At 63.1% G+C, this 13,908-nt stretch carries 14 protein-coding genes; 3 read left to right on the top strand and 11 right to left on the bottom strand.

Translation table 11 applies throughout. The annotated features are described in order from the left end of the window. Positions 1-25: 25 nt before the first annotated feature. Positions 26-574 carry an NUDIX hydrolase gene (locus IC761_RS27935; protein ID WP_195799890.1) on the bottom strand — a complete coding sequence of 183 codons (549 nt, stop codon included), beginning with the start codon at positions 572-574 and terminating at the stop codon, positions 26-28. Between the two features lie 500 nt (positions 575-1,074). On the opposite strand from IC761_RS27935, the gene IC761_RS27940 reads away from it, so the two are divergent. The 3 genes from IC761_RS27940 (at position 1,075) to IC761_RS27950 (ending at position 4,091) form a co-directional block, all read left to right on the top strand. Further along, positions 1,075-2,622 carry an EAL domain-containing protein gene (locus IC761_RS27940; protein ID WP_246791343.1) on the top strand — a complete coding sequence of 516 codons (1,548 nt, stop codon included), beginning with the start codon at positions 1,075-1,077 and terminating at the stop codon, positions 2,620-2,622. Between the two features lie 717 nt (positions 2,623-3,339). Next, the gene (locus IC761_RS27945; RefSeq protein ID WP_195799892.1) at positions 3,340-3,705 is read left to right on the top strand and encodes a VanZ family protein; all 366 of its coding nucleotides are present in this window, start codon (positions 3,340-3,342) and stop codon (positions 3,703-3,705) included. 98 nt (positions 3,706-3,803) lie between these two features. Next, on the top strand, positions 3,804-4,091 hold the full coding sequence (locus IC761_RS27950; protein ID WP_195799893.1) for a hypothetical protein: 288 nt from the start codon (positions 3,804-3,806) through the stop codon (positions 4,089-4,091). A gap of 36 nt (positions 4,092-4,127) precedes the next feature. Here IC761_RS27950 and IC761_RS27955 read toward each other — a convergent pair whose 3' ends face one another. The 10 genes from IC761_RS27955 to IC761_RS28000 form a co-directional block, all read right to left on the bottom strand. Continuing rightward, positions 4,128-4,334, bottom strand: a complete 207-nt coding sequence (locus IC761_RS27955) for a hypothetical protein (protein ID WP_195799894.1) — start codon at positions 4,332-4,334, stop codon at positions 4,128-4,130. Positions 4,335-4,413: 79 nt separating this feature from the next. Then, positions 4,414-4,860, bottom strand: coding sequence for a CHRD domain-containing protein (locus IC761_RS27960; protein ID WP_195799895.1), 447 nt, complete (start codon positions 4,858-4,860; stop codon positions 4,414-4,416). A gap of 141 nt (positions 4,861-5,001) precedes the next feature. Continuing rightward, positions 5,002-5,286: a hypothetical protein gene (locus tag IC761_RS27965; RefSeq protein ID WP_195799896.1), complete on the bottom strand. Its 285-nt coding sequence runs from the start codon at positions 5,284-5,286 to the stop codon at positions 5,002-5,004. 108 nt (positions 5,287-5,394) lie between these two features. Further along, positions 5,395-5,841, bottom strand: a complete 447-nt coding sequence (locus tag IC761_RS27970; RefSeq protein ID WP_195799897.1) for a hypothetical protein — start codon at positions 5,839-5,841, stop codon at positions 5,395-5,397. Positions 5,842-5,991: 150 nt separating this feature from the next. Then, positions 5,992-7,713, bottom strand: coding sequence for a chemotaxis protein (locus IC761_RS27975; RefSeq protein WP_195799898.1), 1,722 nt, complete (start codon positions 7,711-7,713; stop codon positions 5,992-5,994). A gap of 5 nt (positions 7,714-7,718) precedes the next feature. Then, positions 7,719-8,810: a protein-glutamate methylesterase/protein-glutamine glutaminase gene (locus IC761_RS27980; protein WP_195799899.1), complete on the bottom strand. Its 1,092-nt coding sequence runs from the start codon at positions 8,808-8,810 to the stop codon at positions 7,719-7,721. A gap of 17 nt (positions 8,811-8,827) precedes the next feature. Continuing rightward, positions 8,828-9,682, bottom strand: coding sequence for a CheR family methyltransferase (locus tag IC761_RS27985; RefSeq protein ID WP_195799900.1), 855 nt, complete (start codon positions 9,680-9,682; stop codon positions 8,828-8,830). A gap of 138 nt (positions 9,683-9,820) precedes the next feature. Continuing rightward, on the bottom strand, positions 9,821-11,623 hold the full coding sequence (locus IC761_RS27990) for a methyl-accepting chemotaxis protein (protein ID WP_195799901.1): 1,803 nt from the start codon (positions 11,621-11,623) through the stop codon (positions 9,821-9,823). 59 nt (positions 11,624-11,682) lie between these two features. Continuing rightward, complete coding sequence (locus tag IC761_RS27995; RefSeq protein ID WP_195799902.1) at positions 11,683-12,153, bottom strand: chemotaxis protein CheW; 471 nt, start codon at positions 12,151-12,153, stop codon at positions 11,683-11,685. A 36-nt stretch (positions 12,154-12,189) separates the two neighbouring features. Next, positions 12,190-13,887, bottom strand: a complete 1,698-nt coding sequence (locus IC761_RS28000; RefSeq protein WP_195799903.1) for a methyl-accepting chemotaxis protein — start codon at positions 13,885-13,887, stop codon at positions 12,190-12,192. Positions 13,888-13,908 lie beyond the last annotated feature (21 nt).

Below are 13,908 nucleotides of genomic sequence, written 5' to 3' on the forward strand. Positions count from 1 at the left end.
CGCAGTCACGTAGAGCGGCCGAAAACTAGAGCTCGATCAGGCCTCTGGCGACGGCCAAGCCTATTACACCGATGTGTCCTTGCTCGGCAAAGGCCCCGGAAAGTACGAGCGCACTCAACTCTGAAAGCGATATTGAGCTGACAGAAACGCCGGGTTCCTCAATAAAATTTGGTATCCGCTCGCCAGTTTGGATAAAGAACGAATAGGTCGTGTTACTGATACGACTCGAGCAGGTTGACCCTTTTCCGATCAACTCGATCGTCTGTGCCGGGTAGCCAGTCTCTTCGAGGAGCTCACGCGCCACAGCTGTATCCGGGTCTTCGTTTGGATCGAGCATCCCAGCAGGTAGCTCAAGGGAGAATTGCTCGATCGCCGGGCGATACTGGCGAACCAATAACAGGCGCGCGTCAGGCGTAATCGCAAGAGCAATGACATAGTCAGGTTGCGCGACGGCATAGTAGGTTTCGGCGGAGGAACCCTTACGGAATTGAACGTCCCGCGAGATAACTTCGAGCCATGGTGACACAGGGATTCGAACGGTCGCTAAGATTTTTGGGAAAAAGGCGTCGCCCATTCCAACCTCTTTGGTGATTGAGTATCAGCCGAACTCGAGTCATTCTAGCACGTCGATGCAAAAAGATCGCGTAGGACAGCAAGGCGAACGAACGTCGTCCAGATTGCGGGCATGTGCCGATCTACGCTGGAACCGTCCGACTCTCCTCACGTTAGCTCAGCAGTGGATTGACAGGCGGAGGTTCCGTCGTGGCGCATTGGCTCACTATCACATTTTTGATTTGGCTGGCTTTTAACTTTGGGTTTGTGGCGTTGCGGCTCTGGGTCACGCGGCCAGCGAGCTATCAAGCCTATCTAGTGGGCTATCAACTGAGCGAAATTCGGGTCAGACGGCACTCTCGCCGCCGCCAACTGCGCGTCAACCTTCCGGCCGGCCCGCTGGGCTTAAACCTTATCTTAGCGCCTCGGAGTTAGGGTTCAGGTCATATTCTCTTAACCCCCGTAACCCCCGCGGCTCGGATGATATCAGCGCGGCCAAAACTCTCTCTGGCGGCGCTCGTCTTGGCGAGCACGGCGGCGTTCGGGTTCGCCGGCCACTTCGCCGCAACAAGCTTCATCCGCGATCAGCAGGCGCGGCACCTCGACGAATTGACCGAGGTCGTGATGCGCCGCTCGGAATTCGCCGTGGATTTCGCCACCGCAAGTCTCGACGAGTTGGCGGGACGGAAGCTCGCCACCTGCGATCCGGCCTCACTCCAGGCGATCCGCCTCCACGTCTATCAGCGCTCCGCGGTGAAGGACGTCCGCCTCGTCAATTCAGACGGCTCGGTGATCTGCTCGGCCTATTCCGAGACCCTCGAATTCGACAAGGGATGGGTCGACCGCGCGGACATGTCGACGTCGCGCGATGGGAGACTATTGCTGTTCCGCGTCGAGCAGTTCGGCGGCGACGCCCTCGGCGTGCTCAGGGACGTCGGCGACAACAGGGCGCTGGTGGCCATCCTCGGCATCAACGCCAACCTGTTCGACATCATGCCGGCCGAGCTGCGCGCGCATAGCGAGGTGCAGCTCGCGCTCGACAACGGCGCACAGCTCGGCGAGTTCACGCTCGACCCGGACAAGGCGCTGCCACATGCGGTGGCGTTCGAGAAGAGCTCGGCGCGCCTTCCGCTGCGCACGGTCATCCGCGTCGACAAGACCGCCCTGTCGACCTGGAACAGCGAGGCCTATTGGCCTGCGATGGCGGTCTCGCTCGCGCTTGGCGTGCTGTTCGGCGTCCTCCTGTCGCGCACCCGACGCACGGAGGGGCCCGTCGCCGATCTCGATCGCGGGCTCGCGCGCGGAGAATTCACGCCCTATTTCCAGCCGATCTTCGAGCTCAGAACCGGCCAGATCCGGGGCTGCGAGATCCTGGCACGCTGGGTGCGCGAGGACGGCTCGGTGGTCCCGCCGATGAACTTCATTCCGCTGGCCGAATCCAGTGGGCGCATCCAGGGCATGACCTGGCAGATTCTCGGTCGCGCGCTGTCCGATCTCCAGCCGCAACTCAAGGCCGACAAGGAGTTCAAGCTCTCGTTCAACGTCGTTCCAAAACATCTCCTGAGCGCTGGTTTCGTCGAGACGCTCCGTGGAACCGTTACGGCTGCAAGAATCTCCGCGCGACAGATCGTGGTCGAGGTGACCGAGCGCGACGAGCTCGAAGATCTCGCGCGCGCCGCAGCCGTCGTGAACGAGCTGCGCGACTACGGCTTCCGCGTCGCCATCGATGACGTCGGCGTCGGCCATAGCGGGCTGTCGCGATTGAAGGGACTCGGCGCGAACACGATCAAGATCGACAAGTTCTTCGTCGACACCATCACGGTGGACGCGTCCACCACGACGATCGTCGAGATGCTGGTGGCGCTCGCGAGGGACCTCCACATGACGATGGTCGCGGAAGGCATTGAGACCGAAGACCAGGTTCACGCGCTGATCGCCTGCGGCGTCGATGAGGGCCAGGGTTATCTCGTCGCTCCGCCGCTGCCGTTCGGGAAATTTGCCGAGCTTCTCGAGAAACGCAGCTCGACCGTTTCGGCGGGCGCGCCACAAGACGTCGAACTCGTCGCTTAGGAAAACCCACAGTACCGGACATAGGACAGGGAAGATTCCCTCGGTTCGCGTCTAACGACGTAGCACAGAAGACGCCGGCCGACTAAGCCTAAGGGTGTCATGCTAGCGTCGCTTTTCTCGTTCGATTCTACCACTGGGGTTGCTGCAGATTGCAGCAATTTAGAACCCTCGTTCACCACGAAGCCGACGCATATTCAAGCAGTCTGCCTTGCGAACTGGCTCGACAAGTGCAGCGTATAAGAGCTATTTCCCAATCTAACGTGCAACTCGCGCCTGGACCAAAGTTCCGCAACTCCAGGCAAATTCATGTGAACGCGAGCCATCGGAAGTCCGCAAATCTGCCTTACCAATGTTGTTTAGTTGGTATAGTTGGATGGTTGACGCCCTTCCTCGGTAGCTTTGAATGCTTGGCATCTTGCTCATACTTCTTGTTGCTGCGGTCTCGTTCACCGCTGGTTACTGGACGCGGTCGCTGATCTCGCGTCGACGTCGCACGGAATACCTCAAATGGGAGCCGTATGTCCGACGTTCCAAACCATCGCAACCTCCGCAGTTCCTGACCCGTCCTCAAGGCGGAAACGTCGCTTCGATACATGGAGCGGCTAAGGGTCGTCGTAGCGGTTAATCCGCTTTCGTTAGACCCTCGAATATCGACGGTCCTTAACGATAGCAGCGGTTTCTCGGCACTCCCCTGTAGAACTGGGGTATGTTGCCGGCATGCATCGAAACCCAATCTTGGCCGCAACAGCCGTTTGCCTTGCTCTGATCGGCTACGCCACGCTGGCGAAGCTGGCGGGCAGACCTGTGCTTGTGGGCCACGCCGAGGCCTATTGGGTCGTGGTCGTTGAACGTTTCAGCGCTTACGGCCTGCTGGGCTTTCTCTTATCGTTCCTGCTGCCTGGCCGGCTGGGCCTCGCGTGCGGACTTGTGGTGTCCGTCGCAATCGGGTTGGAGGTTCTCCAGGCGCTGACACCCGATCGCGATCCGGCTCTGCTGGACGTGCTGCAAAAGGCGGCGGGTGGAACCGTCGGGGTCCTTTTGGCGCAGACCATCCTCGCCTTCTTGCCAAGACCGCCATCATAGGCCCGACCGTCAGGGCTCCCGCGCGGCGCCACAAACACGGATTGGCAGATTGCTGCCTCTGATACAGAATAGCGACCTGTTCTGGAGGATTTAGAATCATGATCGGCAAACGTCATCTGCTTTTGGCTGTCTCTCTACTCGCGAGCACACCCCTGTCAGCGGCGGCGCAAGGCACCTACACCAACGGTGTCCGCAGCGGCTACGCCGGAACCACCACCTCCAGTTCGTCCAGCTCGACCGCCACGTCCACAGGATCGTCAGCGGGAACGGCCTCCTCTTCCATCCAATCATCACGGAACCTGGGCACCGGCCAGGGACGAACCGAGGGCGCGATGGGCCTCTCACCTCAATTGCAGAAGGAGATGGGAATTAGTCGTCAGCAGTAGCTGCGCGCTACGACTTCAATGGCGGGGCGGTCGCGCTCAGCGCAGGGGTGTTTCTGCGCCCCGAACGACCGCACGGGCCGTTCTTAAATCGGCCGCCTGACCGCTATGAGACAGCGTCATGGCTTCGAACGATTTCCGGACCCCACCCAAATCGTGCTCGATCGAGGCGTCGTGCAGCATCGCCCGGGCATCGGTATGAAAAAGCAGAGCTGCGGCAAAAGCCAGGGGCAGGACATGCTTCATGCGGGGCTCCGCGGTCAGTTTCAACGCCCCTATTCGGCTAAAACTGCGACGAAATAACGGCGCCCGCGATTTGAACCCCCTACTTTATCATCTGCCCGCGCAGCTCGCCGCCCGGATTTATGGCGGTGTGGATGTTCGCATACCACTTTCCAGCCAGTAGGTCCGCCGCCTGATTGTCGGTCAGCGTCGCGGTGCCCTGGATCGGGCTTTGGACGGTCTTGAACGGCAGCACGATGCCGGCGTTCTTGCCGGCCTCCACGGGGCCGTGGAAATGGGCGCCCATCGCGGGGCCTGACAGGCCGGCAAAGGTGACCGTATAGGTCAGCACCTTCGTCTCGGTGTCAAATGTTGCCTCCGCCTTTCCCGAACCGGCCGAGTTGTTCGGAGGCACCTCGCTGCTGCCTTTGAGGTCGGCCTGCAGCTTCACGACCTCCGCGTTCGCCGTTGCGGCCGTCGTGATGGCCAGCCCACCCAGCATCGCCGTTCCCAAAAGCGTCACGCAGATCCGATAGTTGGCTTTCCTCATGGCACCCCTCCTGCAGGCTCGTTGGCCCGTCGCGGTTGGAACACCGGCCCCAGCCGGAAATTCCGGATGCCGATTTATGCCTGATTCGAGACAACTATCGCGGGAATCTCAGCGTCCGGGGAGCCCCTGCGCGGCGGCGCTTCAAGCCACCCCGCGCCTGCCGCCGAAATCGTTCGGCGTCAGGAGTTCCGCCATCTGCCGATGCGTGGCCTGAAGCGCCTCGATCGCGCCGTCCAGATCAATATCCGCCTCTCGAACGGACGACAGGAATTTGGCCGTCAACGCCAGGTCCAGCTTGACGCGGGTTGCGCCGTCGCGGCTCTTTTTGCGGTCGAGCGACAAGTGAATGGCGCGCAATCTCGCCTCGCTGCTGCTGCAGTCACAAAGCGTCGCGAGTTCGTCATATGTCATCCAGATCTGAGGCATGTTCTTTCCACCACCCTTGTTCGGCCGCAGACTAGGTTCTGATCTCTAAAAGCTTTGTTGTGCGAGGTGCGAGCGGCGCGCCTTCGCTGCAATAGCGTCAACGCCAGGCTAAGGCACAGAGGGCCTGGAAGGTGCGGCGGGATGGCGCGTCCGCGATCGGCTGTCGAGGCCCTTGGGCAATTTATCGGCATTGAGTTTCACCACCGCGCCCCTGGCGTCGGGTGCCGGCGCGTCGTCCTGGCTGTAGATCAGCGTGCACTCGAACTTGATCGCAGGCGCTTCTCTCGCTGTGCCCGAGCAGGTCGCCACCGCGCCGTTGCACACGCCGGACAGATTGACCTCGACCTCATCCGGACCGAACATGCCCGGCGCGCCATCGGCGTGTCGCTTCACGGTCAGAACTGCCGTGAAATGCTGCTGGTCGACCTGATAGGTGCCGCCGTAGGTGAAGAAGCCGTCGCGGCCCGAGATCCGTCCCTCGACCAGATCGACCAGGCCGGTGCCCTGACCGCGCGGGGTCCTGAACCAGGCAGCGTATTTGCCGTCTCTCAGCATGAAAAACATCCGTCGTAGTATTCATCCGTATTTGCAATCAACTCTGGGGCGCGACAATGACCGATGCGGCACGTGTTCCGCTACGGTTAACGCCCCGCAAAGCCAACTCATCAAATTGCCAATGCCGCGCAGGCGACGCCGGCAGCCATGTCAAAAAAGTTCGATGCCGTCGTCCGCGGCCTCAACCTGCTCGACCCGGTGCGTGGCAGCCGCCGAGACCAGCCCGAGGGTCTGCAAAAATTCCCTGTGAACGTCCCGCTCACGCGCCATCGTGTAGCGGGCGAAGAGATCGTCGAGCACGGCCTCGTCCTGCGTCCCCGGCCGATGTGCGCCTGCGCTGGCGGTCTCGAGGCGCGCAGCAACGGCCGGCAGCGCCGCCGAGCTCTCGCCGAGCGAGGCCATCAAGCCGTGTGCCGAATTCATCAGGCCCTCGAACTCCGCGCCCTCGTCGACGAGCCGGTTCATCAGCTTGCCGAGCCGCTCATTGCCGGCCTCGACCTCGCGCAGCGCTTGGAGGATCTGCGGCTCGAGCTTGGCGAGCTGGGTGGGATCGCCCTGCACGCGCAGCTCCTTCAGCTCGTTGGCCGAACGCTCGATGCCGTCGAGCACCGGCCTCAAGCGCCCCGCGCCTGCTGACACCTGGTCGGCCGTCGCCTTCAGCTCATTGGCAATGACGACGAAGGCGCTGCCGCGGCTGCCGAGATGGCTGGCCTTGAGCCCGGCATTCATGCCGATCAGCGTGATGTCGACAGTGGCTTCAGCGAGGCCGGCAATTGCCTGGCGAAACTTCGCGAGCGTATCCTCCACGATCGCCAGCGCCTCGTCGACCGAGCGGCCGGCGCTCTCGCAGGTCGTGATCAGGGTCGAGGCCTGTGCTAGCGTATGCTTGATGCGCGCCAGGAACGACGAAGAGGCGCCATCCCCTCCGCCGAACAGCGAGCGGCCGTGCCCGACGACGCTGCCCGCATCGTTCAGGATCGCCGACAGCGCCCGGACGATCTGGCCGATGTCGCCGCCGAACTCACGCTGGGCATCCCTGAGTTGGGCTGCCTGCAACCGGCAGATCGCGCGCGCGCCATCATCGCTCGCGACCGGCTGCGGGACGAGGCTTGGGGTCGATCCGGACGACAGAAGCAGGCCGTGACAGACATGCTCCAGCCGCTGCCGCGTGCTGTCGCCCGCCTGCAATGAAATGATCGCGCTGCCGACCGCCTCGGCGATCTTCCTTGTGCTGCCGCTCGCCAGGTCGGCGAGATGGCTGCTCTTGCTGCGCTGATCGCGCAGGCCGGAATAGGCCGCGCCGAGCTCGGCACTTTCAGCGACCAGGCGGTCCCCGTAACGGCTCTCGAACTCCTTCTGCCGGCCGGATGCGGTGGCGACTGCTTCCGAGAGGCGCTGCTGATCCTTCGCACAGCCTTCGATCGAGCGCTGCACGGCCTTGCCGAGATCATAGGCCTCCTGCGTGAAGGCGAGAAAGCCCTCGCGATCGCCATCGAGCGAGGCCGCCTCGATCCGCGCGCTGCGCGCGATGATGGTGATCATCTGGATGTGCTTGAACAGCGGCTTAAGCAGTGCAGACGCCTCCGCCGTGCTCTTGCCGATCGTCGCGAGCAACGCGCTCTCGGCCGGCAGCGCCTGTGCCAACTCGCTGAGCCGCGCGGCGATCTCCTGCAAGGCAGTCGCAGCGCCCGCGATCTCGGCGCCGGAGAGCTCCCCCGAGAGCGTCGCGAGGCCCTGGTTCAGCTCCTTGAAAATGATGTGGCCGCGCCCGAGTTCGTGACCGACGCGCGCAAAGACGTCTTCTATCCGCGACGAGACATCCTCGATCGCGGCGATCGCCTCGGTCAACGTGCTGGCCGGAAGAGCGGACATCGCAATCAGCCCACCCCCGCCACATGCCCGGCCTGATACCAGAGCATGATCTCGCGCGGGATGTGGTTCAGCGACACCACCTTCTCGACGCCGCCGTGCGCGATCGCTTCCTTCGGCATGCCGAACACCACGCAGCTTTCCTCGTCCTGCGCCCGTGTCGAAGCGCCGAGCTTGCGCATCTCGAGCATTCCGCGCGCGCCGTCGTCGCCCATGCCGGTCATGATGACGCCGAGTGCATTGGCGCCGGCGTGCTGGGCCGCCGAGCGGAACAGCACGTCGACGGATGGGCGATGCCGCGACACCGGTGGGCCGTCCTTGATCGCGATCTGGTAGCGCAGGCCGATCCGCTGGAGCAGCATGTGACGGGCGCCGGGCGCGATATAGGCGCAACCCGGCAGCACCGGCTCGCCATCCTCAGCCTCTTTCACCCGGACCTGGCAGACGCTGTCGAGACGCCTGGCAAAGGCCGCGGTGAACCCCGCCGGCATGTGCTGGACGATGACGATCGGCGGACAATGCGGTGGCAGCATCTCGAGGACGTCGTTGAGCGCCTCGGTCCCGCCGGTCGAGGCACCGATGCACACAATGCGTTCCGTCGTCGGCCGGACCTTGCCCTGCACCGGCGGCGGGATGATGGCATCCGCCGTCAGCTTCTTCTCGACCACGCGACGCTCGGAGCGCGGACGGACCCGCGCGCGCGCCGCCGACTTCACGGCCTCGCGCAGCCGTGTCGAACACTCGAGCAGCGCCTGCCGCGTGTCGATCTTCGGCTTGGGCACGATGTCCACTGCGCCCGCCTCGAAGGCCTCGAACATCACGTTCGAACCCTCCTCGGTGAGCGACGAACAGATGATCACGGGGATCGGACGCTGCGCCATGATCTTGCGCAGGAAGGTCATGCCGTCCATGCGCGGCATCTCGATGTCGAGGATCATGACATCCGGGATCTCGTTCTGGAGGCGGCGCGCCGCCGCGAACGGATCCGATGCCGTCCCCATCACCTCGATGTCGGGATCGTCATTGAGGATCGTCTGCAGGATTTGGCGAACCGACGCCGAATCGTCCACGATCAGTACGCGAACTTTCTCCTTCGGCATGTTTCGGCGCGCTCCAGTCAAACCTTGAAAATGGTGGGTTGAACCTGCTTCAGCCCGGGCACAGCACTGTGAATCATCGATTCCGAATGTCCGACCAGCAGATAGCCGCCCGGTCGCAGATGACTGCACAATTGCTCGATCACCTTGCGCTGGGTCTCGCGCTCGAAATAGATCAGGACGTTGCGGCAGAAGATGATGTCGACGTCGCGGTCGACCGGGTAGGACGAATCCATCAGATTCATCCGCATGAAATGCGTCATACGCCGCAATTCCGGCACGACCCGCACTTCACCGCGCGACTTGTCCCGCGACGACAGGAAATACCGTTTTAAGAACGGCTCCGGCACCGGCGCGAGCACGTCACGGGTATAGATCGCGGTCTTGGCAAGACGCAGCACCGCGGTCGAGATGTCGGTCCCGAGGATGCGATACTGGAAGCGCGAGCCGTTCCGCGTCATGTCGTCCAGCACCATGGCGGTGGTGTAGGCCTCCATGCCGGTCGAGCTCGCGGAACTCCAGATTTTCAGGTTCGCGTTCCGACGTCCGTGCGATTTGAGCAGGGCCGGAACAGCGACGTCCCGCATGAAGGTGAAATGCTGGGGTTCGCGGAAGAAGTCGGTCTTGTTGGTCGTCACCACATCGATGAGATGGGTGAGCTCGGCGTCGAAATGATCGGCCTCGAACAGATTGTCGACATACTCGTTGAGGTCCGAGAAGTTCAGCGCACGCACGCGCTTGTGCAGCCGCCCCTCCAGCATCAGCCGCTTGCCCTGCGGCAGCTTGATGCCGACCTGCCCCTCGATCAATTCGGCGATGGTCCGGAAGTGCCGATCCGACAAATGGACGGCCGCATCCTGCATGGCGGGCATCATGGCTGCATGCCCCGGTCCAGGATGGCCGCCTGCACTGAATGTCGGGCCAAAGGGGCCATCTCAAATCCCACGCCTTTACATATTTACCGAAGACAGATCGGCCCGCCCGTAGCGGGCGGGCCGATCTCTCAAAAAGTCCTAGCGCTGGAAATCGGCGTCCCGATCGTCCTCGCCGTCATTCATGTCGAAGGCAAATCCGCCGCCACCGGCCACCTTCATCGCGCGCGCCGGCTTGGCCTGAGCCTTCTTGGCCGGGCGCTCGACGGCCGCCATGGTGGCCGCCTTGGCACGCAGCTGGTTGACCGCCCGGTCGATCGGCGCGGCCGCATGGCCCTTGCCGCCCTGCTCGATGCGGAAATAGGCGATCGTCGACTGGAGCTGCTCGGCCTGCGAGGCAAGCTCCTCCGAGGTCGAGGACACCTGCTCGGAGGCGCTGGCATTCTGCTGACCGACCTTGTCGAGCTGCTGGATCGCCTGGTTGATCTGCGCCGAACCGACGTCCTGCTCGCGGCAGGCCGCGGTGATCTCCTCGACGAGCTCGGCAGTCTTCTTGATGTCCGGAACGAGCTTCGCCAGCATGGAGCCGGCTTCCTGGGCAACCTTGACGGTCTCGGCCGAGAGCGTGCCGATCTCGGCCGCCGCCGCCTGGCTGCGCTCCGCGAGCTTGCGCACTTCGGATGCGACCACCGCGAAGCCCTTGCCATGCTCGCCGGCACGCGCGGCCTCGACCGCGGCGTTGAGCGCAAGCAGGTCGGTCTGGCGCGCAATCTCCTGCACGATGGTGATCTTCTCGGCGATGGTCTGCATCGCGTTGACAGCGCGGCCCACAGCGGCGCCGCTGGCTTCCGCATCCTTGGCCGACTGCGCGGCAATCTTCTCGGTCTGGTTGGCGTTGTCGGCATTCTGCTTTACGTTGGACGCCATCTCCTCCATCGAGGACGACGCTTCCTCGGCGGACGACGCCTGCTCGGTCGCGCCCTGCGAGAGCTGCTCGGCGCTGGCGGAGAGCTCCTGGCTGCCGGCCGAGACGTTCTGAGCGGCGGTCAGCGCTTCCGAGACGATCTGTCGGAGCTTCTCGACCATGCGCTCGAGCGCGAGGCCCAGCGTGTCCTTGTCTGACATCGGCTTGGCTTCGACCGTGAGATTGCCTTGCGCGATCTCGTTGGCGAGGCCCGCGGTCACGTTCAGATTCACGGTCATTGCGTTCAACGACTTGATGAGGTCGCCGATTTCGTCATTGCTGGAGGCGTCGATCTTGTGGCTGAGGTCACCAATCGCGACAGCATCGGCAAGGCCGACGGCGCTCGCAAGAGAACGGCTGATGTTGATGGCAATCCAGGTCGCAGCAACGGCCGCGATCACCAGCGACGCCAGCACCAGGCTGATCAGGATGAGCTCCGCCCGGCTGCCATCCTGACGCGCCTGCTCGGCTTCGTCAGCCATCGCCTTCTTGACATAGATCACGTAGGCGTTGGCGGCTTCCATCGCCTCGGCGACCACCTTGCGGCCTTCGTGGATCGAGCGTTCCGTTGCCTTGGCCTTGTCCGTCTTTGCCAGCCTGACAGTTTCGTCCTGATAGGCATTCATCTTGGTGTAGGCGGTGGCAAAGCCGTCCATCATCTTCTTGCCGCTCTCGCTCGCGGCTCCATAAATCTCGTCTTTAGATTTTTGGAGATCCTGACGAACCTTCGCCAGATCGGTAGTAAACCCGTCATACTCGGCGTCGGTCGCCAGAATCGAGTTCTTCTCGGCCCGAACCTGCGCCAGAATGCCCTTCTCGAGCTCCGCGGCCTTTTCCATCCGACCGGCACGAGCGACCAGATGCTCGGCCGTTCCAACCATGTCGGTCAGCTTCAAATAGCCGACCGCGCCGGCAATCATGGAGAGCAGGATGACGACGCCGAAGGCGCTGGCAAGCTTGGCTTTAACGGAAAATCTCATGGTGTAATCTCGTAGTTCTGGAGTGAGGTTGCTTACGCTTGCTGCACTAGGTTTCGCGTTCAGGCGGCGCGGGGCGCCTCGTCCGGTAACTCATCGTTCGCCATCAGCTTGGCGAGATCGAAAATCACGACGAACTTCTCGCCCTTGCGGCCGATGCCGGCGGCATAGTCGGACTGCCATTTGCCGCCGACCTCCGGGATCGGCTCGATCGCACTCTCGTCGATGTCGGTAACCTCGAACACGCAATCGGCAACGAAGCCGACGCCGACCAGACGGCCCTTCATCGGCACGTCGAGAATGATGATGCGGGTGGCTTCGGTCGCCGCCACGCTCGGCAGACCGAGCTTGGTCCGGAGGTCGACGATCGGATAGCCGGCGCCGCGCACGTCGATCATGCCGAGCAGGAAATTCGGCGCATGCGGCAGGCGCGAGATCGGCCGCATGTCGAGAATTTCGCGGACGTTGCGTATCGAGATGCCGAACGTCTCGCCGGCGAGCCCGAGCGTCAGATATTGCGAGGTTGCGGCCATGATGCAGTCCAGAGGTCAGGTTGTTTCAATCAGCAGTCAGCGCTGGAATTCGGCGTCGCGTTCGTCCTCGCCGTCGTGCATGTCGAAAGCAAAGCCGCCGCCGCCCGCGACCTTCATCGCGCGCGCCGGCTTGCGCGCAGGCGCAGGCTTCTTGGCATCGCGCTCGGCCGCCGCCATATGCACGGCCTTGGCGCGGAGCTGACCGACGGCACGGTCGATCGGCGCCGGCGCGGCCCTCTCGCCACGTGCGGCGCTCTCGATGCGGAAGAACGAGATGGTCGACTGAAGCTGCTCGGCCTGCGAGGCGAGCTCTTCCGAGGTCGAGGACACCTGCTCGGAGGCGCTGGCGTTCTGCTGGCCGACCTTGTCGAGCTGCTGGATCGCCTGGTTGATCTGGGCCGAGCCGACGTCCTGCTCGCGGCAGGCCGCGGTGATCTCGCGGACCAGCTCGGCCGTCTTCTTGATGTCCGGCACGAGCTTGGACAGCATGCCGCCGGCTTCCTGCGCGACCTTCACGCTTTCCGTCGACAGCGTGCCGATCTCGGCCGCCGCCGCCTGGCTGCGCTCGGCGAGCTTGCGCACTTCGGAAGCAACCACCGCAAAGCCCTTGCCGTGCTCGCCGGCGCGAGCGGCCTCGACCGCGGCGTTCAGCGCAAGCAGGTCGGTCTGGCGCGCGATCTCCTGCACGATGGTGATCTTTTCGGCAATGGTCTGCATTGCGTTGACGGCGCGGGTCACCGCAACGCCGCTGGCTTCGGCATCCTTGGCCGATTGCGCGGCGATCTTCTCGGTCTGGTTGGCGTTGTCGGCGTTCTGCTTCACGTTCGAGGCCATTTCCTCCATCGAGGAGGAGGCCTCCTCCGCCGAGGAGGCCTGCTCGGTCGCGCCCTGCGAAAGTTGTTCGGCACTGGCCGAGAGCTCCTGGCTGCCGGCCGAGACGTTCTGCGCCGCGGTCAGGGCCTCCTGAACGATCTGCTGGAGCTTTTGGACCATCATGTTCAACGATTTGACGAGATCGCCGATCTCGTCATTGCTGGAGACATTGATCGTCTGACTAAGATCGCCGCCCGCGACCGCACCGGCAAGGTTGACTGCGCGGCCGAGCGAACGGCTGATCGAGATCGAAATCCAGAGCGCCGCGGCGATCGCGACCACGAGCGAGACGCCGAGCAGCGTCATCAGCAGGAACTGGGCCTGATGTCCCTCCTCCTTGGACTGAACGGCCTGGTCCGCCATCTGCTTCTTGGTGTTCTCGACATAAGCACTCATGGACTCGAGCGCTTCATTGACAACCTTGCGACCGTCATTCATCGAGCGCTCGGTCGCCTTCGCCTTGTCGGTCTTCGCGATCCGGATCGTCTCTTCCTGGTAGGCATTCATCTTGGCATAGGCCAGCGCGAAGCCGTCGAGCAGCTTTTTGCCCGCTTCGCTCGCCAACGCGTAGACTTCGTCCTTTGTCTTGAGGGCGGATTCACGTCGCTTGGCGGCGTCGGCTGCGGCCTGCTCGATCTCGCTCTCATTGCCTATGATGGCGTTCTTCTCCGAACGAAGCTGGACGAGGAGGTCCTTCTCGATCTCCATCGCCTTTTCCATGCGCTTGGCGCGCAGGACCATGCTGTCCGCGGTCGCCATCATGTCGCCAAGCTTCGTGTAGGCGACGCCACCCGCGACCATGGACAGGACGATGACCAGGCCGAATGCACTGGCAAGCTTTGCCTTGACCGTAAACCTCATCTTCAGCCCCTACCCGGTCTC

This window comes from Bradyrhizobium commune, assembly GCF_015624505.1.
Lineage (GTDB): Bacteria > Pseudomonadota > Alphaproteobacteria > Rhizobiales > Xanthobacteraceae > Bradyrhizobium > Bradyrhizobium commune.